The sequence below is a fragment of the Saccharothrix luteola genome (assembly GCF_020859565.1).
Lineage (GTDB): Bacteria > Actinomycetota > Actinomycetes > Mycobacteriales > Pseudonocardiaceae > Actinosynnema > Actinosynnema luteola.
In genome coordinates this window covers 256,523-282,258 of record NZ_JAJHUO010000002.1, presented here as the reverse complement: position 1 = coordinate 282,258, position 25,736 = coordinate 256,523, and the positions used below count along the sequence as shown (strand labels likewise).

General features: G+C 72.3%; 23 protein-coding genes and 1 pseudogene. 10 read left to right on the top strand and 14 right to left on the bottom strand.

Annotated features, from left to right (window positions below; translation table 11 throughout):
* Positions 1-358 precede the first annotated feature (358 nt).
* Positions 359-1,804 carry a protein kinase domain-containing protein gene (locus tag LNK82_RS02955; RefSeq protein ID WP_230565340.1) on the top strand — a complete coding sequence of 482 codons (1,446 nt, stop codon included), beginning with the start codon at positions 359-361 and terminating at the stop codon, positions 1,802-1,804.
* Between the two features lie 201 nt (positions 1,805-2,005).
* Positions 2,006-2,899, top strand: coding sequence for a Vgb family protein (locus LNK82_RS02950; protein WP_230565339.1), 894 nt, complete (start codon positions 2,006-2,008; stop codon positions 2,897-2,899).
* Positions 2,900-2,905: 6 nt separating this feature from the next.
* Here the strand turns inward: LNK82_RS02950 and LNK82_RS02945 are convergent, their stop codons facing one another.
* Positions 2,906-3,514: a TetR/AcrR family transcriptional regulator gene (locus tag LNK82_RS02945; RefSeq protein ID WP_230565338.1), complete on the bottom strand. Its 609-nt coding sequence runs from the start codon at positions 3,512-3,514 to the stop codon at positions 2,906-2,908.
* A 191-nt stretch (positions 3,515-3,705) separates the two neighbouring features.
* On the opposite strand from LNK82_RS02945, the gene LNK82_RS02940 reads away from it, so the two are divergent.
* Together LNK82_RS02940 and LNK82_RS02935 are read left to right on the top strand one after the other, a co-directional pair.
* Positions 3,706-5,439, top strand: coding sequence for an ABC transporter ATP-binding protein (locus LNK82_RS02940; protein ID WP_230565337.1), 1,734 nt, complete (start codon positions 3,706-3,708; stop codon positions 5,437-5,439).
* The gene (locus LNK82_RS02935; RefSeq protein WP_372470390.1) at positions 5,436-7,301 is read left to right on the top strand and encodes an ABC transporter ATP-binding protein; all 1,866 of its coding nucleotides are present in this window, start codon (positions 5,436-5,438) and stop codon (positions 7,299-7,301) included. Before LNK82_RS02940 ends, LNK82_RS02935 begins: the two co-directional genes overlap by 4 nt.
* Positions 7,302-7,367: 66 nt before the next feature.
* Here the strand turns inward: LNK82_RS02935 and LNK82_RS02930 are convergent, their stop codons facing one another.
* The 3 genes and pseudogenes from LNK82_RS02930 to LNK82_RS02920 form a co-directional block, all read right to left on the bottom strand.
* Entirely contained in the window at positions 7,368-8,912 is a 1,545-nt protein-coding gene (locus LNK82_RS02930) for a S8 family peptidase (protein WP_230565336.1), read from the bottom strand.
* Between the two features lie 214 nt (positions 8,913-9,126).
* On the bottom strand, positions 9,127-10,038 hold the full coding sequence (locus tag LNK82_RS02925; protein ID WP_504946916.1) for a TIGR03619 family F420-dependent LLM class oxidoreductase: 912 nt from the start codon (positions 10,036-10,038) through the stop codon (positions 9,127-9,129).
* A gap of 14 nt (positions 10,039-10,052) precedes the next feature.
* A pseudogene (locus LNK82_RS02920) lies at positions 10,053-10,488 on the bottom strand (NUDIX domain-containing protein).
* A gap of 8 nt (positions 10,489-10,496) precedes the next feature.
* Here LNK82_RS02920 and LNK82_RS02915 point away from each other — a divergent pair.
* Complete coding sequence (locus tag LNK82_RS02915) at positions 10,497-10,997, top strand: hypothetical protein (RefSeq protein WP_230565334.1); 501 nt, start codon at positions 10,497-10,499, stop codon at positions 10,995-10,997.
* A 55-nt stretch (positions 10,998-11,052) separates the two neighbouring features.
* Here the strand turns inward: LNK82_RS02915 and LNK82_RS02910 are convergent, their stop codons facing one another.
* Both LNK82_RS02910 and LNK82_RS02905 read right to left on the bottom strand, forming a co-directional pair.
* Entirely contained in the window at positions 11,053-11,421 is a 369-nt protein-coding gene (locus tag LNK82_RS02910; protein ID WP_230565333.1) for an STAS domain-containing protein, read from the bottom strand.
* Between the two features lie 140 nt (positions 11,422-11,561).
* Positions 11,562-14,789, bottom strand: coding sequence for a GH92 family glycosyl hydrolase (locus tag LNK82_RS02905; RefSeq protein ID WP_230565332.1), 3,228 nt, complete (start codon positions 14,787-14,789; stop codon positions 11,562-11,564).
* 191 nt (positions 14,790-14,980) lie between these two features.
* Here LNK82_RS02905 and LNK82_RS02900 point away from each other — a divergent pair, with 191 nt between their 5' ends.
* The 4 genes from LNK82_RS02900 (at position 14,981) to LNK82_RS02885 (ending at position 17,339) form a co-directional block, all read left to right on the top strand.
* Positions 14,981-15,274: an ArsR/SmtB family transcription factor gene (locus LNK82_RS02900; RefSeq protein WP_230565331.1), complete on the top strand. Its 294-nt coding sequence runs from the start codon at positions 14,981-14,983 to the stop codon at positions 15,272-15,274.
* Positions 15,271-15,657, top strand: coding sequence for a VOC family protein (locus tag LNK82_RS02895; RefSeq protein WP_230565330.1), 387 nt, complete (start codon positions 15,271-15,273; stop codon positions 15,655-15,657). The genes LNK82_RS02900 and LNK82_RS02895 overlap by 4 nt, the downstream gene beginning before the upstream one ends.
* Positions 15,658-15,809: 152 nt before the next feature.
* Positions 15,810-16,370 carry an HAD domain-containing protein gene (locus tag LNK82_RS02890; protein WP_230565329.1) on the top strand — a complete coding sequence of 187 codons (561 nt, stop codon included), beginning with the start codon at positions 15,810-15,812 and terminating at the stop codon, positions 16,368-16,370.
* Positions 16,371-16,577: 207 nt separating this feature from the next.
* A complete protein-coding gene (locus LNK82_RS02885) occupies positions 16,578-17,339 on the top strand; it encodes a GDSL-type esterase/lipase family protein (RefSeq protein WP_230565328.1) in 762 nt (253 codons plus the stop codon).
* On the opposite strand, the gene LNK82_RS02880 is transcribed toward LNK82_RS02885, so the two are convergent.
* Positions 17,336-18,289 (bottom strand): hypothetical protein, encoded by a 954-nt coding sequence (locus LNK82_RS02880; RefSeq protein WP_230565327.1) that lies wholly within the window; start codon positions 18,287-18,289, stop codon positions 17,336-17,338. The two genes, LNK82_RS02885 and LNK82_RS02880, sit on opposite strands and share 4 nt — an antisense overlap.
* A 384-nt stretch (positions 18,290-18,673) precedes the next feature.
* Between LNK82_RS02880 and LNK82_RS02875 the strand changes: the two genes are divergently transcribed.
* Positions 18,674-19,849: a TerC family protein gene (locus tag LNK82_RS02875; protein ID WP_230565326.1), complete on the top strand. Its 1,176-nt coding sequence runs from the start codon at positions 18,674-18,676 to the stop codon at positions 19,847-19,849.
* On the opposite strand, the gene LNK82_RS02870 is transcribed toward LNK82_RS02875, so the two are convergent.
* From LNK82_RS02870 to mbhE, 7 genes are read right to left on the bottom strand one after another with little or no spacing between them, the layout of a single operon-like run.
* A complete protein-coding gene (locus LNK82_RS02870; RefSeq protein WP_230565325.1) occupies positions 19,846-20,190 on the bottom strand; it encodes a cation:proton antiporter in 345 nt (114 codons plus the stop codon). The genes LNK82_RS02875 and LNK82_RS02870 overlap by 4 nt on opposite strands.
* On the bottom strand, positions 20,187-20,456 hold the full coding sequence (locus LNK82_RS02865) for an MrpF/PhaF family protein (protein ID WP_230565324.1): 270 nt from the start codon (positions 20,454-20,456) through the stop codon (positions 20,187-20,189). Before LNK82_RS02865 ends, LNK82_RS02870 begins: the two co-directional genes overlap by 4 nt.
* Before the next feature lie 5 nt (positions 20,457-20,461).
* Positions 20,462-20,956, bottom strand: coding sequence for a Na+/H+ antiporter subunit E (locus LNK82_RS02860; protein ID WP_230565323.1), 495 nt, complete (start codon positions 20,954-20,956; stop codon positions 20,462-20,464).
* Positions 20,957-20,970: 14 nt separating this feature from the next.
* The gene (locus LNK82_RS02855; RefSeq protein ID WP_230565322.1) at positions 20,971-22,353 is read right to left on the bottom strand and encodes a complex I subunit 5 family protein; all 1,383 of its coding nucleotides are present in this window, start codon (positions 22,351-22,353) and stop codon (positions 20,971-20,973) included.
* Positions 22,353-22,784, bottom strand: a complete 432-nt coding sequence (locus tag LNK82_RS02850) for a sodium:proton antiporter (RefSeq protein WP_230565321.1) — start codon at positions 22,782-22,784, stop codon at positions 22,353-22,355. Before LNK82_RS02850 ends, LNK82_RS02855 begins: the two co-directional genes overlap by 1 nt.
* Entirely contained in the window at positions 22,781-23,236 is a 456-nt protein-coding gene (locus LNK82_RS02845) for an MnhB domain-containing protein (RefSeq protein ID WP_230565320.1), read from the bottom strand. The genes LNK82_RS02850 and LNK82_RS02845 overlap by 4 nt, the downstream gene beginning before the upstream one ends.
* A complete protein-coding gene (gene mbhE, locus LNK82_RS02840; RefSeq protein ID WP_230565319.1) occupies positions 23,233-25,515 on the bottom strand; it encodes a hydrogen gas-evolving membrane-bound hydrogenase subunit E in 2,283 nt (760 codons plus the stop codon). The genes LNK82_RS02845 and mbhE overlap by 4 nt, the downstream gene beginning before the upstream one ends.
* Positions 25,516-25,736 lie beyond the last annotated feature (221 nt).

Here is a 25,736-nt window from a genome sequence, read left to right as displayed (position 1 = left end):
GGGGGGGGGGGGGGGGGGGTCGGGCGCGCGGGCGGGGGGGGGGCGCGCCCCCCCCCCCACCCCGTCATCCGTCGAGCAGGGCCCTGGCGTCCAACCGACCCTGGCCGGGCCAGGGGTTCCAGACCCGGCCCCGTGCCCTGGATCGTCACGTACTACCCGCCGGGGCAGGCGGGCGGCCGGATGCGACGGCCTGCTCGACCGGATCGACCACGCTGTCGATCACCGCCGGCGGAGCGCCCTTCCCGGTCAGGTTCGGCGGGCGGGTGGGGATCGCTGGTGCGGAGGCAGGCCCTTCGACACGCCACCCGGGATCGATCAGAGCTGGCCGGGTGGTCGGCCGGCCAAGTAGCTTCTGGCTGTGTCGGAACGGGACGAGGTCATCGCCGGGCGGTATCGGCTGGTGGAGTTGGTCGGGCGCGGGGCGGCCGGGGTGGTCTGGCGGGCACGCGACGAGCGCCTGGGGCGGTCCGTCGCGGTCAAGCTCCTCAACGCGGCCGACTCCCCGAGCGCGGTCGAGCGGATCGTGCGGGAGGGTCGGGTCGCAGCACGGCTGCGGCACCCGCACGCCGTCACCGTGCACGACGTCGTGGAACACGGCGGCAAACCCTGCCTGGTGATGGAGTACCTGCCGTCGAAGACGCTGGCCGAGCTGGTCGACGAACGCGGTCCGCTGCCGGAGGAACTGGTCGCCGGCGTCGGCTGGCAGGTCGCGTCCGCGCTGACCGCGGCCCACGCCGACGGCATCGTGCACCGGGACGTCACGACGTTCAACATCCTCCTGGCCGAGGACGGCACCGCGAAGATCGCCGACTTCGGCATCGCGCGGGCGATCGGCGAGCACACCGTGACCGATGCCCGGGTGATCGTCGGCACGCCGGCGTTCCTCGCGCCGGAGGTGGCGGCCGGGCAGGAGGCGGTGTTCGCCTCCGACGTGTACGCCCTGGGCGCGACGCTCTACGCCGCGCTGGAGGGCCACCCGCCGTTCGGCACGACCGACAACCCGTACGCCCTGCTCCGCCGCATCGCCGACGGCGAAGTCGCCCCGATGCGCTTCCAGGGCCGGCTGGGCGACGTCCTGGAACGCGTGCTGCGCCGAGACCCCGCCGAACGGCCGACGATGGCCGAGCTGCACGGCCTCCTCGGCGCGGTGGTGGAAGGACGGCCGCTGCCCGGCGACCCCCAGCCCGGCACCTCGCAGAACGGCGACACCCGCCCGCTACCCGCCCCGCGCCGCGTGCCGTGGCGACGGGTCGCCCTCCTCGCCGGCGCCATCGTGCTGGTCGCGACCGGCATCGTGATCGGCAACTCCCTGGCCCGCACGGACTCGACCGGCAACGCCCAACCGGCCGTGCACGACACCACCACGACCACCACCGCTACGACAACGACGAGCGTCGCCGCCACCGTCACCACCACCAGCGCCTCCACCACCACCAGCGCAACAGCCACCAGCACCCCCACCACCAGCGCAACAGCGACCACCAGCACAACGGGAACCACCCCGCGCACCTGCACCGCCCGCTTCGAGATCACCAACTCCTGGCCGGGCGGCTACCAGGCCCACGTGGCCGTGCGCAACGCCAGTGGCCGCGCCCTCACCGGGTGGACCGTGACCTGGCCCCGCCCGAGGGACCACGCGATCAGCAACCTGTGGAACGGCACCCTCGCCCTCGGCGACACCTCGGTGACCGTCACCAACGCCGCCCACAACGGCAAGCTCGCCGCCGACGGCTCCACCACCTTCGGCTTCACCGCCAACGGCCCGTCCGTCCCGGACCCCGACCTGACCTGCACGTCCGACTGACCCAGGGCGCCGGGCCGACCGCAAAAGGGTGGTCAGACCGGCGCGGAGGCTGGTTTGCTCAACGTTCCGCGCCAGTCTGACCCAGCCGACCGAAGCCGGCCTACCGTGTCGACACGCGTGCACACGGCCCGCCCGGACTACCCCGACGGGACGCTGCGTACACGTACGGGCACACCGACCGCCAGGAAACGAATCCTCACCATGCCGCGCCCCGACGTCATCATCGAGACCCACCCCGTCGCCGACCGCGACAGCGGCCCGTACGCGATCACCACCGGCCCGGACGGCGCGCTCTGGTACACCCTGGTCCGGAGCAGCGGGATCGGGCGCCTGGCACCGGGCGGAACGCCGACCACCCACCTCCTCACCCCCGACAGCCGGCCGACCATCATCGTCACCGGTCCTGACGACGCGCTCTGGTTCACCGAGTACCAGAGCCACCGCATCGGCCGCATCACCACCGACGGCTCGATCACCGAGTTCACCCCACCCACCCCCGACTGCGGCCCTTACGGCATCGCGCCAGGCCACGACGGCGCGCTGTGGTTCACCGAGATCAACGCCGACCGCATCGGCCGCGTCACCACCGGCGGCGAGATCACCGAGTTCCCGCTCCCGCTCACCGGCGCGTTCCCCTCGGCCATCACCGCCGGCCCCGACGGTGCGATGTGGTTCACGCTCAACCAGGCCAACGCCATCGGCCGGATCACCGTCGACGGCGCCGTCACCGTCCACCCGCTCCCCACGGACGCGACCGGACCGGTCGGCCTCTGCGCGGGTCCGGACGACGCCCTCTGGTTCGTCGAGATCGCCGCGGGCCAGGTCGGCCGGATCACCACCGACGGCGAGGTCACCGAGTTCCCGCTGCCCGACCGCGCCTCGCGCCCGCACGCCATCGTCGCCGACGGCCGCGGCGACCTCTGGTTCACCGAGTGGGGCGCCAACCGCGTCGGCGTGATCACCACCGACGGCGCCGTCGAGTCGCACGCGCTCCCCGCGACCCACTCGGAACCCCACGGCCTCACCCCCGGCCCCGACGGCGCGCTGTGGATCGCCCTCGAAACCGGCGCGCTGGCCCGCGTCACCCGGACCTGACGGCTCTCACCCGTCCCGCTGGAGGGCCGCCAACCCGTGCAGCAACGGCACGTAGACGTCGTCCACCAACGACGCCACGGTCTCCTCGGTCACCGGGGCGCCGCAGGTCATCGACTCGTTGCGGATGAGGTCGAGCGGCAGCCGCCGCACCCGGTGCGGCAGCTCGACCGGCGGCAGCTCGGCCCGGCTCACGGCCTTGTCGACGATGGTCCGCACGGCCTCGGTCAGCGGTGCCGGGTTGGCCAGGCGCTCACCCAGCAGCGCCGCCACCTCGGGGTGCCGGAACGCCTCACCCATCACTCCCGCGACCATCTCGTTCATCATCGAGTCGGCCCGGCGGGCGATGCGGTCGAACAGGGTGCGCAGGTCACCGCGCAACGTGCCGGTGTCGGGCGTCTCGGGTTCCACCGGCAGGTTGCGGAACCACGCAGCCAGCACCAGCTCCGCCCGACCGCCCCACCGGCGGTAGATGACCGGCTTGCTCGTGCCGGCCCGGGCGGCCACGGCCTCCATGGTGAGCCGCGCGTAGCCGACTTCGCGCAGCTCGTCCCACGCCGCGTCCAGGATGGCCTGCTCCAGCTGCGCCCCACGTCGACGCGACTTCGTCACCGTCACCCTGCCCCCTCACCGAACCTCGCCGAGCCCGCCGAACCGACGGGCCCCCTACCCACACGTCCGCCACCATGAGTCCATGAACCCTGACCGGACGAAGCCTTTACCGAGCCTTTAGATACTTTGCGTTCCTTATCCCACGGGTCTACCTTTGCACATGCTAGACACGATCCGTTTCTTATGGGGGAACACCGTTGCTGAGCCGCTTGCTGCGTGCCCACCTGCGGCCGTACAGACGTGAACTGACGGTCGTGCTCGTGCTACAGCTGATCGGCACCGTCGCGTCGCTGTACCTGCCGAGCCTCAACGCCGACATCATCGACTTCGGCATCGCCGCCGGTGACACCGGCTACATCCTGTCCACCGGCGGCTGGATGGTCGGCGTGTCGATCATCCAGATCGCCTCCTCGATCGGCGCGGTCTACTACAGCGCCCGCGTGGCGATGAGCTTCGGCCGCGACGTCCGCGCGGCCGTCTTCCACCGCGTCGGCGAGTTCTCCGCGCGCGAGGTCGCCACGCTCGGCCCGTCGTCGCTGATCACCCGCACCACCAACGACGTGCAGCAGGTCCAGCTGCTCGTCGTCATGGGCTGCACGATGCTGGTCAACGCGCCGATCATGTGCGTGGCGGGCATCGTGATGGCGCTGCGCGAGGACGTCGGCCTGTCGTGGCTGCTCGTCGTCTGCGTGCCCGCGCTGGCGATCGCGGTCGGCCTGATCGTGATCCGCATGGTGCCGCAGTTCCGGCTGATGCAGGAGCGCATCGACGAGGTCAACCGCGTGCTGCGCGAGCAGCTGGCCGGCATCCGCGTGGTGCGGGCGTTCGTCCGGGAACGGGCCGAGACCAAGCGCTTCGCCGACGTCAACGGCGCGCTCACGGACACCGCGCTGCGCGTCGGCAGGCTCCAGGCGTTGATCTTCCCCGTGGTGATGCTGCTGCTCAACGCCTCCAGCGTGGCCGTGCTGTGGTTCGGCGCGTTCCGGGTGGACACCGGCGAGATGCAGATCGGCGCGCTGACGGCGTTCCTGAGCTACCTGATGCAGATCCTCATGGCGGTGATGTTCGCGACCTTCATCTCGATGATGATCCCGCGCGCCGCGGTGAGCGCCGAGCGGATCAACGAGGTGCTGGACACCGACTCGTCGGTGCTGCCGCCGACCTCGCCCCTGCTCGAACTGCCGAGCCGGATCTCGGTGGAGTTCCGCGGCGCGGAGTTCCGCTACCCCGGCGCGGACGAGCCGGTGCTGCGCGACATCAGCTTCCGCGCCGAGGCCGGCCACCGCACCGCGATCATCGGCAGCACGGGCACCGGCAAGACGACGCTGCTCAACCTCGTGCCTCGGCTGATCGACGTGACCCACGGCGGTGTGCTCGTCAACGGCGCGGACGTCCGCGAGATCGACACCGACGCGCTGTGCGCGCGCATCGGGCTGGTGCCGCAGCGGCCGTACCTGTTCACCGGCACGGTCGCGTCCAACCTCCGCTACGGCAGGCCCGAGGCCACCGACGACGAGCTGTGGGAGGCGTTGGAGATCGCGCAGGCGCGCGACTTCGTGGAGGCCATGCCCGGCGGGCTCGACGCGGAGATCGCCCAGGGCGGCACGAACGTCTCCGGCGGTCAGCGGCAACGGCTCTCGATCGCCCGCGCGTTGGTGCGCAAACCGGACATCTACCTGTTCGACGACGCGTTCTCGGCGCTGGACCTGTCCACCGACGCACGGCTGCGTGCCGCCCTGCGACCGCACACGCGGCACGCCGTCGTGGTCGTCGTCGCCCAGCGCGTGTCCACGATCCTGGACGCCGACCGGATCGTGGTGCTGGACGCCGGCACCGTCGTCGGCATCGGCACCCACCACGAACTGCTGGACTCCTGCCCCACCTACGTGGAGATCGTCGAGTCGCAGCTGACCTCGGAGCAGGCCGCATGAGCACCACGACCACGCCCCGTCCCGCCACCCCGCCACCGCCGCGGATGGGCGGCGGCATGCCCGGCATGGGCATGCCGATGGGCAAGGCGGAGAACTTCGGCCCGTCGGCGCGCCGACTCGTCCAGCGCATGCGCCGCGAGCGGATCGCGTTGCTGGCGGTCGTCGTGCTGGGCGTCATCAGCGTGGCGTTCGCCGTGGCCGGGCCGAAGATCCTGGGTCACGCCACCGACATCATCTTCGAGGGCGTCCTCGGCCGGATGCGCGGCACGGCGGGCGCGGGCGTCGACTTCGCCGCCCTCGCCACGGTCCTGATGTGGGTGATGGGCCTGTACCTGGTCTCGTCGGCGTTCGGCTGGTGGCAGGGCCGCGTGCTGAACAACGTGGTGCAGCGCTTCGTGTTCCGGCTGCGCTCCGACGTCGAGGACAAGATCCACCGGCTGCCGCTGCGCTACTTCGACGGCCAACCCCGCGGTGAGCTGCTGTCCCGCGTCACCAACGACATCGACAACGTGTCGACGACCTTGCAGCAGACGCTGAGCCAGCTGCTGACGTCGTTGCTGACGGTCATCGGCGTGCTGGTGATGATGCTGACGATCTCGCCGCTGCTGACGCTGATCGCGTTGCTGCTGATCCCGATCTCCGTGGTGGCGACCGGGCGGATCCGCAAGCGGTCGCAGGCGTTGTTCGTGGCGCAGTGGAAGCACACCGGCGCGTTGAACGCGCACATCGAGGAGGCGTTCACCGGCCACCAGCTGGTCAAGGTCTTCGGTCGGCAGCGCGAGTCGGAGGCGGAGTTCAAGCGCCGCAACGACGAGCTGCTCGGCTCGGCGATGGGCGCGCAGTTCGTGTCCGGCCTGATCATGCCGATGATGATGTTCCTGTCGAACGTCAGCTACGTGGCCGTGGCGGTGGTGGGCGGCCTGCGCATCACGTCCGGCTCGATGACCCTCGGCGAGGTGCAGGCGTTCATCCAGTACTCCCGCCAGTTCACCCAGCCGCTGACCCAGGTGGCGTCGATGGCGAACCTGATGCAGTCCGGCGTCGCGTCGGCCGAGCGGGTGTTCGAGCTGCTCGACGCCGAGGAGCAGGACCCGGACCCGGCGGAGGCGTCGTTGCCCGCCGAGCGCCGCGGCCGGGTGGAGTTCGAGCACGTGAGCTTCTCCTACCGGCCCGAGCAGCCGCTGATCGAGGACCTGTCGCTGGTGGCCGAGCCGGGGCAGACGGTCGCGATCGTCGGCCCGACGGGCGCGGGCAAGACCACGCTGGTGAACCTGATCATGCGGTTCTACGAGCTGGACGCGGGCCGCATCACGCTGGACGGGGTGGACATCACCGCGTTGAAGCGGGAGGACCTGCGGGCGCAGACCGGCATGGTGCTGCAGGACACGTGGCTGTTCGGCGGCACGATCCGCGACAACATCGCCTACGGCAACTCCTCGGCCACCGAGGAGGAGATCATCGCCGCGGCCCGCGCCACCTACGTGGACCGGTTCGTGCGCACGCTGCCGGACGGGTACGACACCGTCATCGACGAGGAGGCGACGAACGTCAGCGCCGGCGAGAAGCAGCTGCTGACCATCGCGCGGGCGTTCCTGGCCAACCCGTCGCTGCTCATCCTGGACGAGGCGACCAGTTCGGTGGACACCCGCACGGAGTCGTTGGTGCAGCACGCCATGGCGGCCCTGCGGTCGTCGCGGACGAGCTTCGTCATCGCCCACCGGCTGTCGACGATCCGGGACGCCGACGTGATCCTGGTGATGGAGTCCGGGCAGATCGTGGAGCAGGGCAGCCACGACGAGCTGATGGCCGCCGAGGGCGCCTACCACCGCCTGTACGCGGCCCAGTTCGCCGCGGCCGTGTGAGGCGGCGCCTCGGCAGTGGCCACGTCCGGCCACTGCCGAGGCCCGAGGTCATCGCCCGGTCATCGCTCAGTCGAGGAAGAAGCCCATGTTGCCCTCGGTGATCTGGCCTTCGCAGTTCGGGTCGTAGGACTCCATGTGGTCACCGCTGCCCCGCACCAGGCAGCGGTAGATCGGGTGGCTGCCGGCGACCGCTCCGTCGTGGGCGTAGCCGAGCAGGCCGACGCGGGTCTGGCCCTCGCAGTTCACGTCGTAGGAGGTGAAGTTGTCCCAGCCGATCGCGCAGCGGTACAGCGGGTGCGTGCCCGGGGCCTGGCTGGTCAGCAGCCGGCCCAGGGACGCCTCGGCCACGTAGCCCGACGGGGCGCCGGTGACCGACGTGAGGTGGTCGCGACCGCCGTAGTAGCGGACCGCCGTGACGGTCGACGGGCCACCGGTCGTCGGGCCGGTGAAGAGCAGGCGGTTCGGCGAGCCCGCGCCCGGGTTGGTGATCTTGTTCGGGGTCGAGGCGTTGACGAGCGCGGCGTGCACGGTGGCCGGCGCGTCACCGGCGTGCGTGGCCAGGTACAGCGCCGCGGCGCCCGCGACGTGCGGTGCGGCCATCGAGGTGCCGCTGATGGTGTTGGTGGCGGCGTCGCCGGTGTGCCACGCGGACGTGATGCTCTGACCGGGCGCGAAGACGTCGGTGCAGGTGCCGTAGTTGGAGAACGACGCCCGCGCGTCGGTGTTCGTCGAGGCGTTGACCGTGACCGCCTCGCGCACCAGCGCCGGGCTGAAGCCGCACGCGTCGGCGTTGGAGTTGCCGGACGCGAGGGCGTACGTGACGCCGGAGGCGATGGAGTTGCGCACGGCCGTCTCCAGGGGCGCGGTGGCCGCGGACGCGGTGGCGCCGAGGCTCATGTTCGCGACCGCGGGCTTGACGGCGTTCGCGGTCACCCACTCCACGCCGCTGATCACCTGGGCGAACGTGCCGGAGCCCGCGCAGTTGAGCACGCGGACGGCGACCAGCTGCACGCCCTTGGCGACGCCGTACTGGCTGCCGCCGACGGTGCCCGCCACGTGCGTGCCGTGACCGTTGCAGTCGGTGTTGGAGCCGTCCACGGCGTCGTAGCCCCACGACGCCCGGCCGCCGAACGTCGAGTGGGTGGTGCGGATGCCCGTGTCGAGGATGTACGCGCGCACGTTGGCCGCGGACGTGTCGTAGCTGTAGGAGGAGTTCAGCGGCAGGTCGCGCTGGTCGATGCGGTCGAGCCCCCACGAGGGCGGGTTCGGCTGCGTGTCGACCGCCTGGACCCGGCCGTCCTGGCTGACGGACCGCACCGCGGGGTCCGCGGCCAGTCTTCTCGCTTCCCGTTCGCTCGCGGCGACGGCGAAGCCGCGTAACGCGTGCCGCCACGTGGCCGTCACCGTGCCGCCGTGCTTGGCGGTGAGGTCGGCCGCCTGGACGGCCACCTCGTCCTCCAGCACCACCAGGTAGTGCCCCGGCACGGCGGTGCCGGCGGCGGCGAGCCCGATGTCGCCTTCCGCCGCACCCGCCGGCGGCGCGCCGACCACGAGGCCGGCGGTGAGCGCCACCGCGCCCAGCACCCCGTTCACCAAGACCTTGCGCTTCATCGAAACCTCCGCAGGGTTGAGATCCGACCACCGAGCGTGACACGTCGGTCACGGCTGCGGGGCGGGCCGGTGCGGCAGCCCGAAGGACGGCGGCGTGCGGTCGCGGCCACGGGCGACCGAAGGGCGTCCGCGCCCCTCGTCATCCGCAGTGCACGCCTGGTTCGAACGCCAGGCCCCGCGTGGCACGAATGGTCGTCGCGCGCGACGCCCGGCGTCACGTCCCGCCGTCGAGGTCGAACCTCTCCGCGAACGCCGACAACTGGTCCCGCTGCTCACCGGGGTCCGCGCTGGTCGCGCTCACGACGACGCGCGTCACACCCTGCTCGGCGAACGCCTGCGCCGTGTCCGTGGACATCTCGACGGAGCCCCACCGCGTGTGGTCCAACGCGTCCGGGTCACGACCGGCCTCGATCGCGGTCGACCGCACGAGCTCCCACTGGAGGGCGCGTTCGTCGGGCACGAGCACGCCGCCGGGGAAGTACCCGTCACCGCGGCGCCCGGCCCGGCGTGCGGCGGCCCGGCTCGAACCGCCGACGTGGACGGGCAGGTGCCGCACCCCGAGCGGTTTCGGGAAGCTGCAGAGGTTCTCGAAGGCGAAGAACTCCCCCGCGAAGCTCACGCCTTCCTCACCTCCCTCCCACAACAACCGCAGGACGTCGATCGCCTCGTCGGCCCGACGGCCGCGCGTGCCGAAGTCCACCCCGACCGCCCGGGCCTCGCCGGGCAACGTGCCCAGGCCCACGGTCAGCAACCGCATCCGGCCCTTCGACAGCACGTCGACGGTCGCGAGGCGCTTGGCCAGGACCACGGGGTGGTGGTAAGGCAGCAGGAGCACGCCCGTGCCGAGCAGGATCCGCCGCGTCGCCGCCGCGACGAACGCCAGGCAGTCGAGCGGGTCGGCGTAGGGCAGCGCCGGCGGGATCTCGTGCGTGCCGACCGAGGCGCCGGGGTACACCGCGATGTGCTCCGGCAGGTACAACGCCTCGAAGCCGCACTCCTCGGCGTGCCGGGCGTAGGCGACGAGCCGGTCGGGGTCCACGCCGAAGTACGGCGTGCTGTAGCTGACAGCGAACTTCATCGGGCAGTCCTCATGGACCGCGACGCTAGGCCTTGACCGTGACGTCAACGCAAGCCGACCGCTCAGCCGCGCAGGATCGGCGGGTGCAGGACCGTGGCCGGGCCGCGGCGGTAGATGACGGCGGGGCGTCCGCCGTTGCCGCTGGTGCGCTTGCCGGTGGCCACCAGGAAACCGTCGACACCGGTGACCTTGCGGTGGAAGTTGCGCGCGTCCAGCTCCTCGGACCAGCGCGTCACCGCCCGCGCTGGGCAGCGGCAGGTTCGGCACCATGGCCAGGTAGCACACGGTGACCACCCTCATGCGCGGATCACGGCCCGGCGCGCCGTAGGTCCGCAACTGCTCCAAGTGCAGCCCGGCCGCGTCGAGCCCGGTCTCCTCGGCGAGTTCCCGCGCCGCCGCGACGTCGATGTCCTCGTCCTCGGTGGACGGGAACCCGCCCGGCAGCGCGAGGCGCCCGCGGTACGGCTCGACGCCCCGGTTGACCAGCAGCACGTGCAGGCGCGCTGGTGCTGGTCGAGGTCGAGGTCAAGGAGGTGGGCGTGGAGTTCGCCGGCAAGGAGCGCAAGATCGTCATCCTGCGGGACAACGACGTCAAGACCCTGCCGGACTCGCGCCGCAGCACGGTGCACAGCCGGGCGCTGTGCCTGTCGCTGAAGAACAGCCGCGACATCAGCCTGCTGGTGGAGAACTTCGAGGAGCTCAGCGACAAGGAGGAGGAGAACAAGGAACAGCTGGAGGAGCTGGCCCTCGGAGCCTCCGGGATCACGTCGGCGCTGCGCATCCTGGAAGCCGTGGCGGTCGAGGGGCGCGGGTGGATCACCGAGGAACGCCGCAGGCGCGACCGGGGATTCGAGGACTGGAAGCGGGCGGAGGTGCTGGACCCGTCGATCCTGGACGCCGCGCCGCACGTCGACCCGCTCGCGCTCGGCCTCGACGAGACGCCGATCGTCGAGGACCCCTGGCTGGACGACGACCCGCCGTTCACGTCCCTCGACGACGACCTCTGACCGGGCGGGCCGTGCGCCCTGCCGTGCCGGGGTGGGGCACGGCAGGGCGCGGTCGTCAGCCCACCAGCAGCAGGGGGGATGGGGTCGCCGCCTCCTCGGCCTCAGCGGGGAAGTCGTGCAGGTCGAGCGAGTCGGCCACACCCGCCTCGTGCAGGACCTGGCGGATCAACGGGGTCACGACGACGTGCAGCCGGACCCGGCGGTTCACCGACGCCAGCACCGCCGCGCCGGCCGTCGAGAAGAAGGAGACATCGCTCAGGTCCACCACCACCCCACCCGGACCTCCCGGCGCCGGGTCCAGGTGCTCCCGCAGCACCCGGACCGTTTCGGTGTCGACGCAGCCTCGCACCACCAGCACCGAGGCCGCCCCCCGCCGTTCGAACGACACGACCACGTCATCGTCACCGGCAATATGCAGACTCATTCCGCCCCTCACGGCAGTCCACCAGCGAATCGGATCACCGGCGGCCGCCGGCCCCGTACCGATTCCCTGCTTCGTCGACCGGCAAACCTCGATGGGCGGACTTTTCCCCGGCGCAGGGCGAGGGCCGCGGCGCGGCGGCCTCAGGTCAGCGTGATCGCGTACACCTCCACCCGCGGGTCGTTCGGCAAGGTCACGGAGTGCACCGCCTTGGCCGGGTCGAGCGGCAGGGAGAGGCCGAACAGGCGCACCGGCGGGCCGTCCACGCCCTGACCGGCCTTGATGCGGTGCGGCATCTCCAGCACGACCGTGCTGCCGGCGCCGGCCCAGTCGCCGACCGTCATGGCCGCCTCCGCCGTGCTGCCGTCGGCGTACCGGATGGTCACGGCCGTGGTCACCGGGCCGTTGTGCGACGCCGCCACGAGTCGCAGCGCGGAGTGCTCACCGCCGGGCAGCAGCATCGCCTGCCCGCGTGCCTCCACGAAGTTCGCCGCCGCGCCGGACGCGTCCGGCGCCTGGTAGGTCACGCCGCCCAGCACCACCGGGCCGGGTGCGGGCAGCAGCGCGGCGTCGTAGCTCCAGCCCGAGCCGTCGAAGTTGCCCTGGTCGGGCGCGGCGACGGTGGCGGTGCCGTCGTGGTCGAGCTCACCGGCCAGGTCGACCGCGCACTGCGCGCCCGCCGCCGCGCACGTCGCCGCCTTCCGGACGTCCACCACGGCCTCGCGCACCACGGTGTTCGGGCCCGCGACCGTGACCCGCACCGGGTAGCGGCCGATCGGCGTGCCGGCCGGCACCGTCACCACCACCGGCACCGACCGCTGGGTCGGCAACCGGGCCGACTTGATCAGCAGCTGCCCGGAGGTCGTCACCGACCAGCCGTCCGGCGCGGTCGCCGTGATGCCGACCGGCACCGTGCCGGGCGCCTGCACGAGCACGTCCAGGGTCAGCTCGACGGTCTGCGGCGCGTCCGAGGTCGGCACGACCGCCGACGCCTGCCGCAGCGACGCGTCCACGTGCCGCCGCCCGTCGGCCGGCGCGTGGTTGACCGACGGCGGTTCGGCGCCGGGACCGGTGCCCCAGGACGACGGCACGGTGCCGAGCCGGTGCGCCAACGTGCCGCCGCCGGCCACGGTGTCCCAGTCCAGCCACGTCTTGCGCACGTCCCGGCCGTTGAACGACACCTGCTGGACGTACCGGTTGGCGTCACTGGCGCCCGGCGCGGTGATGGTCAGCGTCCGCTGTCCCGTTCGGACGGTCGCGCCCGGGAACTGCGGGCTGGACAGCGCGAGGAAGTCGCCGCCGCTCATCGTCGGGTACAGGCCGAGCGACGAGAACACGTACCAGGCCGACATCGTGCCCAGGTCGTCGTTGCCGGTCATGCCGTCCGGCCCGGTGGTGAACAACGTCATCGCCGCGCGCACCACGGTCGCCGTCTTCGCGGGCGTGCCGGTGGACAGGTAGAAGTACGGCGCGAGCAGGTCGGGTTCGTTGTTCGGGTTGTAGGTCGGCTTGCCGTAGTAGTCGTACGGCTGGGTGATCCAGTCGTTGCGCACGGTCCCGGCCGGGTCGGCGAGCAGCTTGTCGTAGGCGAAGAACGCGTCCAGCCGCTGCTCGGTCGCCCGCCGTCCACCCATCAGCTGCACCAGGCCGTTCGGGTCCTGCGGCACGAGCCACTGGTACTGGAACGCGCCGCCCTCGTGGAACTGGTGACCGGCGTCGACCGGGTTGTACGGCGTCACCCACGTGCCCTCGGCCGTGCGGGGCCGGAAGTGGCCGGTCGAGGCGTCCCACAGGTTGCGGTACCACTGCCCGCGCTCGGCGAACACCCGCGCGTCGTCGTGCTTGCCCAGGCCGCGGGCCATGACGGCGAGCGACGCGTCGGCCGCCGCGTACTCCAGCGTGGCCGACGCCGGGTGCACGCAGTCGTTGTCGCCGCCCTTGTGCGCGCAGTCGACGCCGAGCTTCAGACCGGACGGGACGTAGCCGCGGTCGAGGTAGAACTCCACACCGGAGCGCCCGTTGTACGGCGAGTCCGCCGGCGGGACGCTGGTGGCGTTGCGCTTGAGCAGCTCGTACGCCTCGTCCTCGTGCCCGGCGAGCAGGCCCTTCGACCACGCCTCGACCAGGAACGGCGTCACCGGGTCACCGGTCATGATGTTGGTCTCGCTGTTGGCCAGCGCCCAGCGCGGCAGCCACCCGCCGTCCCGGCCGCTCGCGACCACCGAGAGCGCCACGTCCCGGGCGACCTGGGGTTCCAGCAGCTCCAACAGCTGGTTCTGCGGCCGGTAGGTGTCCCACAACGACAGGTTCTGGTACGGCGTGAAGCCGTCCGCGACGTGCGGTCGGCCGTCGAAGCCCATGTACCGGCCGTCCACGTCGCCGGCCAGGTTGGGGTGCAGCAACGAGTGGTAGAGCGCGGTGTAGAACGCGGTCCGCCGCTCCGGCGCGCCACCGTCGATCTTGATCGAGTCCAGCCGCTCCACCCACGCCCGGTGCGCCTCGTCCCTGGTCGCGTCGAAGTCGTGGGAGTCGCCGGTCTCGGCGGCGAGGTTCTTCCGCGCGCCGTCCATCCCGGTGTAGGACAGGCCGACCTTGAGCACCACGTCCCGGTCGGCCGTGGCGTCGAAGCTCACCCAGGCGCCGTTGCCGCCCTGGCCGGCCGCGTCCGGCACGCCCGGCGACCGGGTCGTGCCGCGCCACGTGCCGAAGCTCGCGAACGGCCGGTCGAACGTGGCGGTGAAGTACACGGTGTGCTCGTCGTGACCGGCGCAGAACCGCCCGGCCTTGATCCGACCCTCGACGGTCCGGTCGCCGACGACGTGCACCTCGGAGTCCAGCACCTGCTGGTTGGCCTTACCGGTGTTGAACAGGACGTTCGCCTGCGCGCCCGCCGGGAAGGTGTGGCGCTGCCAGCCGGTGCGCGGCGTGGCGGTCAGCTCGGCGTTCACCCCGTAGCGGGACAGTCCGACGCGGTAGTAACCCGGTCGGGCCTCCTCGTCGGCGTGCGAGTACTTCGACCGGTAACCGGCGGTGTCAACGTTGTCCACCGGGCCGGTCGTCGGCATGACCGGCAGCTCGCCCGCGACGCCGCAGCCGACGCCGGACAGGTGCGTCTGGCTGAAGCCGTGGATCTCCTGCTGCTCGTAGTCGTAACCGCCCTGGCCACCGGTGTCCGGGCTGACCTGCACCATGCCGAACGGCATGCTCGCGCCGGGGAACGTGTTGCCGAAGTTCTGCGTGCCGACGAACGGGTTCACCAAGGTGGTCGGGTCCACGTCGGGGGCAGCGGCGGCGGGCGCCGCGAACGCCGGCGCGCCCCCGAGGGCCAGCGCGGCGGCGAGCAGGAGCGTGTTGCCTCGTCTGAGCGGCATCGGCAGGGGGACCTCTCTGGGTGACAACGTTGTCAGGTGACCCGCGTGCCCGATCACCGGCTTCGACTCTCGCGCACCACTCCCCCGGTCGTCCAGCCCTGACCCACAACCCTGACCGGTCAGATTCCAGGCCAAGGACGACAGGCAAGTCCCCACTTGCACGTAAGCCGTCACTTGCCTATGGTGGAGTCGTGGCGGAAGAACTCTTCAAGGCACTGGCCGACCGAACCCGCCGGCGCATCCTCGACGAGCTGGTCGAACGGGACGGCCAGACCCTGTTCGAGATCTGCGCGCGACTGCTGACCAAGTACGACCTGGGGCTGACCAGGCAGGCGGTCAGCCAGCACCTGGCCGTGCTGGAGGCCGCGGGCCTGGTCCGGTCACGGCGCGAGGGCCGCTACAAGTTCCACGAGTTGAACACCGAACCGCTCGAGCTCATCGTGACGCGGTGGCTCAGGCCCGAAGCACCGGAGAACACCCCATGAGGATCCACCTGTCCAGCGTCTTCGTCGACGACCAGGCCAAGGCCCTGAGCTTCTACACCGACGTGCTGGGCTTCGTGAAGAAGAACGACGTGCCGGTCGGCGAGGACCGCTGGCTGACCGTGGTCTCGCCCGACGATCCCGACGGCACCGAACTGCTGCTGGAGCCCAGCGGCCACCCCGCGGTGCAGCCGTACAAGGACGCGCTGGTCGCGGACGGCATCCCGGCCACCGCGTTCGCCGTGGACGACGTGCGCGCCGAGTACGACCGACTGCGCGGGCTCGGCGTGCGGTTCACCCAGGAGCCCTTGGAGATGGGCCCGGTCGTCACCGCGGTGCTGGACGACACCTGCGGCAACCTGATCCAGATCGCCCAGTACAAGTAGCCCGCCGGGGCGGTTGCCGTCCACCTCGGACCACGCGACACCGGCCGGTGCCCCCTTCGACCGGCCGGTGTCGCGGGCAACCACTTCCAGAAGGAGAGCATGACCGAGTACCGCGACCGCGCGGCGAGGCAGAGGTTCCGCGGGCGGGCGACATGACGACGCGCGGACTGCTGCTGCTGGACGTGGACGGACCGCTGAACCCGTACGCCGCGAAACCACACCGCCGCCCCGACGGCTACCGGACGTTCAGGCACACCCGGCGCGGCACGTGGCACACCGGCCGTGAGGCCCGCCGGCACAAGGGGCTGCGGGTGTGGCTGAACCCCGGGCACGGCTCCCTGCTGCGGACGTTGGCCGACGACACCGGCCTGGAGCTGGTGTGGGCGACGACGTGGATGCACTTGGCGAACACGCTCGTCGCGCCCGCCATCGGGCTGCCCGCGTTGCCGGTGATCGAGTTCCCGGACTTCGACCACGACGCAGGGTGGCAGCCCGACGGCAGCTGGAAGTGGCGGGCCGTCTCGGGTTTCGCCGGCGGGCGGCCGTTGGCGTGGCTCGACGACGAGCACGACGTCGGGTACGACGAGGCCCGGGCGTGGTTCGACCGGCAACGGGCGGGCGTGCCGACCAACCTGTGCCACGTCGACCCCCGCCGCGGGCTGCGGCCGGAGCACCTGGACGACGTCCGGGCCTGGGCCGCGACCATCGGGTAAGTCCACAGTGGACGGCAGGTGGACCGCGCCACCGGGCGGTAGCCTGGGTGGTCGGGACATGACGGGCGGGAAGGGGTTGACGTGCCGGGACTCCGGCGAGTCGCACTGGTCGGGGTATTGCTGACGGCGCTCGGAGCGTGCGCCGGAGCGCCCACGACTCCACCCACGGCAGAGCCGACCACCAGCAGCACGCCACCCGGCGACCGCGTGTACGTGTCCCTGGGCGACTCCTACGCCACGGGCTACCGGCCGCCGAACGCGCCCGCCGGCGGTGCCGGCTTCGCCTACCTCGTCGCCGAGCGGTCGGACCTGCGGTTGATCAACCTCGCGTGCAGCGGCGCCACGTCCGCGCAGCTGCGCGCCGAGCCCGGCTGCGCGCCCGGCAACCGGGGCCCCGGCGCGCCTGACCCCGCCGGCCGCACCCAGCTCGACGCGGCCGTGCAGGTGCTGCGCGAGCACCAGGGACGCATCGGCCTGGTGACCGTGGTGATCGGCGGCAACGACCTGGCGCCGTGCGCACGGACGCAGGACGCGCTGGCGTGCGCGTCCCAGGCGGTGGCCGCCGTCCGGACCAACCTCGCCGCCGCGCTGCCCGCCCTGCGCGAAGCCGCCGGCGACACCCCGATCGTGGGCCTGACCTACCCGGACGTGTTCCTCGGCGCGTGGGTCTCCCCCGCGTTCCCGAACGGCCGGGACCTCGCCCGCCTGTCGGTGTCGCTGTTCCGCGACTTCTTCAACGCCGCCCTCAAGTCCGAGTACGAGAAGGTCGGGGCGCGGTTCGTCGACGTCACCGCCACGACCGGCGGCTACGGGCCGTTGACGGAGACCACCCAGGACCCCGTCTACGGCCCGATACCGACCCCGGTGGCGAAGGTCTGCGAGCTGACGTACTTCTGCGAGCAGACCGACGTGCACCCCACGCCCGCCGGCCACGAGGCGATCGCCACCGCCGTGCTCGCCGCCCGTTAGGGCTGACGTCCGCCGAACGCGGCGCGCACCCGCCGACCGGCCAACCGCACCGGCTCGACCACCGACCGGCGCACCCACCGCGCCGGCGCGACCACGACGGCGCGCCAGACGTGTCTGATCGCCCGGCCGACGGGCGCCAACACCACCCGGTAGACCCACCGGACCGGCGGCACCACCACCGCGCGGAACACCCGCGCCAGCAGCCGCCAAGCCCACACCAGGGCGTCCCCGAAGACCCCGACGACCCGCCCCACCAGGCGGAACGCCCAGATCAGCGCCCGCGCGAGGAGCCGCACCAGCCACCAGAGAGCCCGCGCGCCCCGCACGACCACTTCCCGCCACAACCAGCGCGAAGGCCCCACGACGAGCGTCCGCCAACACCACGCCAGCGGCTTCCGCACCACCACCCGCAGCACCCACCCGACCGCGGCGGCCGCCCAGCGCACGAAGTCCTCGACCGCCACGTCCGCCGTCCGCAACCACCGACCGACCGGCGCGAACAGCCGGCCCAGCAGGCGGCCGACCGGCCGCAGCACGAACCGCGCCAGCGCCCGCAACACCCACCGCACCCCGGCGCCCACCACCGCGAGCACCCGGTCCACCACCTCGAAGACGGCCCGCAGCGCCACCCCGAGCGGCCTGACCACGTACCGCACGAGCACCCCGCCGACCCACCGCAGCGCGGAGCCGACCGCACCGGCCACCCACCGCAGCCCGGCGCCGAGCGGCACGAAGACCCACCGGCCCACCGCGCGGACGACCGCCCAGACCCACTTCGCCACCGCCGCCACCGGGCGCAGCACGAACCGCCGCACGACCCGGCCGACGACCTTGAGCCACTCCCACGCCAACCGCACCGGCACCACGATCACCACGGCCACGGCGCGCGCCACCCACACCGCCCAACGCGGCGGCTGAGGCTGCTCGTCGATCTCGTTCCCCCCGTTCACACCCACTTGAACGCGCCGCCGCGGCGCGCGGTGCCATCCCACCCCACCAGAACACGAGCAGTCGTCACGGGTGCGCCGGCCGTCACCGACCTCGACGTGCCGGCGCCCGCCACGGCGACCGGGTTGCCGCCACCGTCGGCACGCACTCACCCGTTCCAGTGAACGACGCCCCGACCTCAGCGACAACCGGCCAACGCGGAGGCGGCGCGGTGGGGGTGTGCCGCCTCGACCACCGGTTCGGCTCCGGCGCCCGCCACCCGCTTCGTGCCATCCACTGTGGACGGCGCCGCGACACGACATCGCCGACACCGCCCCGGTTGCGGGTGATGACGGCCTGTGGTCCTCTGGGCGGCGAGTTCGGCGCGGAGAGAGTGGACGAAGCCGGTGGATGATGTGCCCCAGGTCGTCTGGTGGGTGACGATCGCCGCGATCGCCGGCCTGCTGCTGTTCGACTTCGTGGCGCACGTGCGCAAGGCGCACGCGCCGAGCCTGCGCGAGGCGGGGCTGTGGTCGGCCCTCTACGTCGGGATCGCGATCCTCTTCGGGGTCGGGGTGTTCGTCTTCGGCGGCTCCACGATGGGCACGGAGTACTTCGCCGGGTACGTGACGGAGAAGGCCCTGTCGGTCGACAACCTCTTCGTCTTCCTGATCATCATGTCCAGCTTCAAGGTGCCCCGGGCCGACCAGCAGAAGGTCCTGCTGTTCGGGATCGTCTTCTCGCTGATCGCGCGCGGCGGCTTCATCCTGCTCGGCGCCGCGCTCATCAACCTGTTCGCCTGGGTCTTCTACCTCTTCGGCGTGATCCTGCTGGTCACCGCGGGCAACCTGCTCAAGCCGGAAGGCGAGGACAGCCACTCGGCGGACAACATCGTGATCCGGATCGCCAGGAAGCTGTTCCACACCACCGACACCTACGACGGCGACCGGCTGTTCACCGTCGTGGACGGCCGGCGGGCCATGACGCCGATGCTGCTGGTGATGGTCGCCATCGGCGGCACGGACATCCTGTTCGCGCTGGACTCCATCCCGGCCATCTTCGGGCTGACGCAGAACGTCTACCTCGTGTTCACCGCCACCGCGTTCTCGCTGCTGGGGCTGCGCCAGCTGTACTTCCTCATCGACGGGCTGCTCAACCGGCTGGTCTACCTGGCCTACGGGCTGGCGGTGATCCTGGGGTTCATCGGCGTGAAGCTCATCCTGCACGCCCTGCACGAGAACAACGTGCCGTTCATCAACAACGGGCAGCCGGTGCACGTGGTGGAGATCAGCACCGGGCTGTCCCTGAGCGTGATCATCGGCGTCCTGCTCGTCACCGTCGTCGCGTCCATGACCAGCCAGTGGGGCAGGGCGCAGAACGTGATCGCCTCCGCCCGCCGGCACGCCATCGAGTACCTGGACATCGAGACGGACCCCGCCCGCCGCGCGGAGGTCTTCAGCGCGCTGCTCGCCGAGGAGGCGACGCTCAAGCAGCTCCCCGAGAAGTACCGGGCCCGGATCCGGGAAGAGGAGAAGCTGATGGCCTTGCTCAAGCGCGCTCACGAGGCGCACGCCAGGACCTAGCCGGGGGGACGTTCCCCGTCACCGTCGCCCCCGTCGTCGGTCCCGCGCGCGTTGCGGCTGCCGAGTCGGTGGGCGGCACGGGCGAGCGCGTGGCCCGCCACCGGCGAGGTGAGCGCGACGAACGCGATCGCGAGCACGGCGAAGGTGATGATCGTGGCGTCCTCGGTCGCGATCGACGACGCCAGGATCGCGATCACGCCGGGTCCGGTGGCCAGCCCCTGGGCGTGCAGCTGGACGAAGGTGTCGGGTAGCCGGAGGACACCGGCGAGGCTGACCGTCAGCAGCGCCAGGCCCAGCAGGAGCAGTGCGCCGCCGAGCACGTCGAGCAGGACCGAGATCATCCGAACGGACCCCCGGAGTCGAGGTAGCGGGCCGCCGCCACGGTGGCGATGAACGACAGCAGGGCCAGGGCCACGGCGGCGTCCAGGTAGTACGCCTGCCCCCGCAGGTAGGACAGCAGGGCCAGCAGCGCGATGACGATCGTCGCGAGCAGGTCGAGCGCCACGACGCGTTGCAGCACGTCACGGGCGCGGATCAACGACAGGCCGCCGGCGACCAGCAGCAGCGTCACCCAGAACAGGGCGGGGACGACGATGACGGCGGGCATGGCGGTCAGGGGAAGACGCGGCGCTGGCGCCGCCGGTAGGAGTCGTGCTGGGCGGCGGCCACGGCCTCGGGGTCACGCGTGTCGAGCACGTGCAGCAGCATCCGGCCCCGCTCCTCGTCGACCTCGACGACCACGCTGTCCGGCACGAAGCCGACCCGCACCGCCCAGGCCGCGGCCGGGACGGGTCCCGTGCGGGGTATGGGCACCTCGACGAGCCCGGGCGTGGCCGAACTCGGGCCGACGAGGGTCACGGCGGTCCGCCAGGTGCCGACCGCGAGGTCGACCAACGTCCCGCCGACCAGCGCCGGCACGCCCGCCAGCCGGCGGCCCAGCGCCGCGGGCGGGGTCGGCGGCGGTGCGTTCGGGCGGACCCGCCCGGCCACGACGACGAGCAGCGTGGACAGCAGGAGTCCGATGAGGACGTCACCGGGACGCAGGCTCGTCAACGCCAGCAGGTAGACCGAGGTGAGCGCGACGACGCGGAGCAACACGGGCAACATTGCGACCTCCCTTGTCATTCGGTGTCCGCGGCGAGCAGGGCGTCGACGGCCCGGTCGCTGAGCACGAGCAGCGGCTCGGGCCACAACCCCGCGGCGAGCACCAGCAGCGCCAACGCCGCCGTGAACAGCCGCTGCGGCAGTGGGCTCGTCGCACCGGTCGCCTGCGGGTCCGGACGCCAGAACCGGCGTTGGTACACCTGGAACATGTAGACCAGCGACAGAGCGCTGCCCACCAGGAGCAGCACGACGAGAGCGACGCTGCCGGCCACGATCCCGGTGCGGAACAGCTCCAGCTTGCCGACGAACCCCGCCGCCGGCGGCACGCCCGCCACGCTGAGCGCCCCGACCGCGAACGCCGCCGCGACCGCCGCGCCCCGCACCCCCGAGGCCAGGAACAGCAGCGCCTTGTTCAGCGAGTTGATCACGCTGTAGAGCACCGCGGCCACCAGCCCGACGGGCCCGCCGACGCCCAGCGCGACCAGCACGTACCCGACCTGCCCGATCGCGGAGTAGGCCAGCGTCTCGGCGGCGTCGCCGCGGGCGACCGCCAGCACCCCGCCGTAGACGATCGAGGCGGCCCCCAGGACGACGAGCGCGACGCCGGCGAGCCGCAACTGCTCGGGGAACAGGTCGGCGCCGAAGCGCAGCAGGCCGTAGGCGCCGATGTTCGCCACGGCGCCGCTGAGGATGGCCGCGACCGAGGGCCGTGCCCCGGCGTAGACGGTGGGCAGCCAGAAGTGGAAGGGGAACAGGCCGAGCTTCACGCTGAACGCGATGAAGAACCCGGCCGCGATCAGGCCCGCCGCGTTGGGGTTGACCCCGAGCACGCGAGCGGCCACCTGATCCATCGCCAGCGCGCCGGTCACCCGGTAGGCGCCCGCCACGGACAGCAGGAAGACGAACGAGCCCAGCAGGTTGACCGCGGTGAACACCAGCGCCGCCCGCAGCTGGCGCCGCTTGCCACCGTAGGCGCTGAGCGCGTACGAGGCGGTCATCGCGAGCTCGAAGAAGACGTAGAAGGAGAACACGTCGGCCGTGACGAACAGCCCGGTCAACCCGGCGCCGAGCAGCACGACCAGGCCGGGGAAGGTCCGCGACCGCACCCCGCCCGCCGCCTCGTGAGCGGCGGCGGCCAGCAGCACGAGGACCGAGAGCAACGCGAAGACGACACCCAGGGCGTCCGCTCGCAGCACGATGCCCACGCCGGCGGGCCAGCCACCGGTCACGACCTGCCGATCGCCGCCGTCGAACACGTCCGCGGCGAGCACGCCCAGCGCGGTGAGCGTGACCACGAGGGACGCGACGGCGAGCCACGCGACCACCCGCCGCCGCCCGTCCAACGCCACGAGCACGGCGCCCGACACCCAGGGCACGAGGAGGACGGTCGACAGCAGCATCAGCGGGCCCGCTCGCGCTCGGCCTGCCGCTCGTCCTCCAGGCGGGCCTCGGTCTCCTCGCGGTCGGCCTGCCGCTCCCGTTCCAGGCCCGCCGCGTGCCGGGCCTCGGTCGCGGCCAGCTCGTCCTGCTCGGCGGTCCGGAAGACCACGATCGCCCGGTGCACCAGGGCGAGCAGCAGCGCCACCGTGGCCAGCCCGATGACCAGCGCGGTCAACGCCAGCGCCTGCGGCAACGGGTCGCTGACCTCCTCGCCCGGGGCCACCGCGATCGCCGCCCGACCGCGGCTCAACCCGGCGGCGATGATCGTGACGACGGCGCTCTGCGAGATCAGCATGATGCCCGCGACCATGCGGATCAGGTCGCGCTTGAGCAGCAGGTAGGCGCCGGAGCCGAACAGCACGGCCGCCGCGACGGCGAAGGCGAGGATCACCGCTTCCCCTCCCCCAGCGGCCGTCCGAGCTGGTGCACCAACGTCGTCAGCACACCGACGACCAGCAGGAACACCCCGATGTCGAGCAGCAAGGGGGTGAACAGCTCCAGCGCGCCGATCTTGGTGACGTGCTCGCCCGGACCGGGGCGGTGGGTCACCGGCGGCTCGCCCCGCACGAGGGGGAAGAACCCGCTCCCGAGCGCCAGGAGCAGGCCGCCGACCGCGAGCTTCGGCGCGTGGCGCAGCGCCGGCAGTGCCGACTCGGTGCCCTCCACCCCGAACGCCACGTAGATCAGCGCGATCGCCAACGCGACGATCACCCCGGCCGCGAACCCGTCGCCGACCTCGGCGTACCCCTTCACGATGAGGGCGGCGGCGACCATCAGGCTCGGGCCGGGCAGCAGCCGGGCGACGACCCGGATCACCGAGTCCGGCGGCGCGTCCGTGCTCACCACAGCCTCCCGCGCCGCATCAGCGTGGCCACGCCGATCACCGCGACCAGCAGCACCGTGATCTCGACCAGCGTGTCCAGGCCGCGGAAGTCCGCGACGATCACCGTGACGACGTCACCGCCGTGGGCGGCGGGCGTGAGCCGGACGTGCTCGGCGGAGACGCTGTCGGGCGCGGGCTGGGACAGGAACCCCCACACCGAGGCGAAGACGGCGAGCCCGGCGACAGCACCGGCCGGCACGTCCCACCGGCGCCGGCGCGGGCGGACGCGCACGACCGCGTCCCGCACCGGGCCCTCGTCGGGCATCCGGGCGAGCGCCGCGACGAAGACCAGGGTGAGCATGGTCTCGACCACGACGGCCACCAGCGCCACGTCCGGGGCTCCGACCAGCGCGTACACCGCGGCGAGCGCGAAGCCGACCACCGAGAGGGCGAGCGCCGCGGTCAGGCGTGAGCGGACCTTGGCGACCACCACGGTCGCGATGACGACCAGCGCCAACAGCGGGAGGATCAGCCAGTCGGCGCCCACCACGGTGCCGACCGCGTAGGCGCCCGCCGTCGGGGTGGCGGCGAACGCGAGGCCGACCACCAGCCCGGCCGGGACCAGCACCGCCCCGATGCTGGTGCGCAGGTCCTTCACCTCCCGGTCGTGCACTGCGGCCGACACGCGGTTCAGCGCGTGCAACGTCGCCTCGTAAGCTCGCCGAGGTCCCCACCGCGCCCCAGCTGCGGCCACGACCGGCACCACCCGGTCCGCCACCCGGGGCACCGCCAGCAGCAGCCCGCCCAGCACCCAGGAGGCGACCGCCAGCACGTTCTCCGGCCGGACGTCGAAGTGGTAGCCCGGGGTGATCGCGACCGGTCCGCCGGTCGAGACGCCGGCCGCGTCGGAGGCCAACCGCGCGAACGGTTCCACGACCAGGCCCCCGAACACCGCGACCGCCGCCAGGATCACGACCGGTGCGACGAGCAGACCGGAGGCCGCGCCGACCTGCCCGCGGGGTGGCCCCAGGAACACCCCCATCCAGAACCGCCCGATGTAGGCGAACGTGAGCGTCGCCGCGACGACGGCCAGCGCCGCGGTCAGCGGACCGTGCCGCAACGCCGCCGTGAACAGCAGCTCGTCCTTGAAGAACCCGATCGTCAGCGGCAGCGCGGCCAGCGTCGCCGCCGCCACCCCTGCCGCCGTCGCGAGCACCGGCGTTCGGCGCCCGAGCCCACCCAATCGGGACAGGCGGTCCTCGCCGGTCGTCATCGTCACCGTTCCGGCGGTCATGAACAGCGCGCTCTTGGCCATCGCGTGCGCCAGCACGTAGAACGCCGCCCCGCCGTTGCCCTCGGCGCCGCCCATCCCGTACAACATGACCAGGTAGCCGTACTGCGAGATCGTCGAGTAGGCGAGCAGCTGCTTGAGCACGTCCTGCCGCAGCGCCAGCACCCCGCCGACCACCACCGACACCGCGCCCACGACCACCAGCCCGGTCAGCACCAGCTCGTCGCGGGCCAGCAGCGGGTGCACGCGTCCGATCACCAGCACGCCCGCCGCCACCATCGCCGCGGAGTGCAGGTAGGCCGACACGGGGGTCGGCGCCGCCATCGCCCGCGGCAACCAGAAGTGCAGCGGCACCTGCGCGCTCTTGGCCAACGCCGCCACCGCCAGCAACACCGCCGCCCACGTGGTGGTCGCCGACCGGTCGGCCCGCGCCAGCAGCTCGGGGATCGAGAACGTCCCGTGCACCGAGTAGAGCAGCACGGCGGCGACCAGCATCGCCACCGCGGTGACCACCGTGACCAGCAACGCCATCAACGCCGCGGTCCGCGCCGCCCGCTCGGCCCGGTCGAAGCCGATGAGGAAGTACGAGCACACCGCGGTCAGGTCGAAGAAGACGAACACCAGCACGAGGTCCTGCGCGGTGGCCAGCCCCACCATCGCCACCGCGAACAGCGCCATCCACGGCCAGAACCGCCACCGCTCCACCGCCGAGCGGCGCTGGTGCTCCAGGTGCAGGGTCAGGTAGCGGGTGCCGTAGGCGAAGACGAGGGCGCCGACACCGGTGGCCAGCATCCCGTAGAGCACGGCGAGGCCGTCGAGCGCGAAACTCAGCCGCAGGTCCAGGCCGGCCGCCCAGGGCAACGACACCGCGCCACCACCGGCCAGCAGGCACAGCAGGAACCCGGCGACCGCGATGGCGCACGCCGACCAACCCTGCCAGTCCGCGGTCGGTCCGTGGTGCGGCCCACCCTCACCGCGGGCTTCCGCACCACCGCGAACGACCACCACGGGCAACTCCTCCGACCGGAAGTCGAGTCGTCCGCAACGTACGGGATCCCGACCTGATCCGCAGACGTCGCAAGCCCGCCGGGGCGGTGTGACCAGTCGTCACGCCGCTCGCTGTCCATCGAACCGGTGATGCGGTGCACCGGGTGTCCAACGTGGAGGGTCGAGCCCCACGCCCCCGTCACCGGCAGTGCGTGATCAGCCCGCGATTTCCACCGCACGAC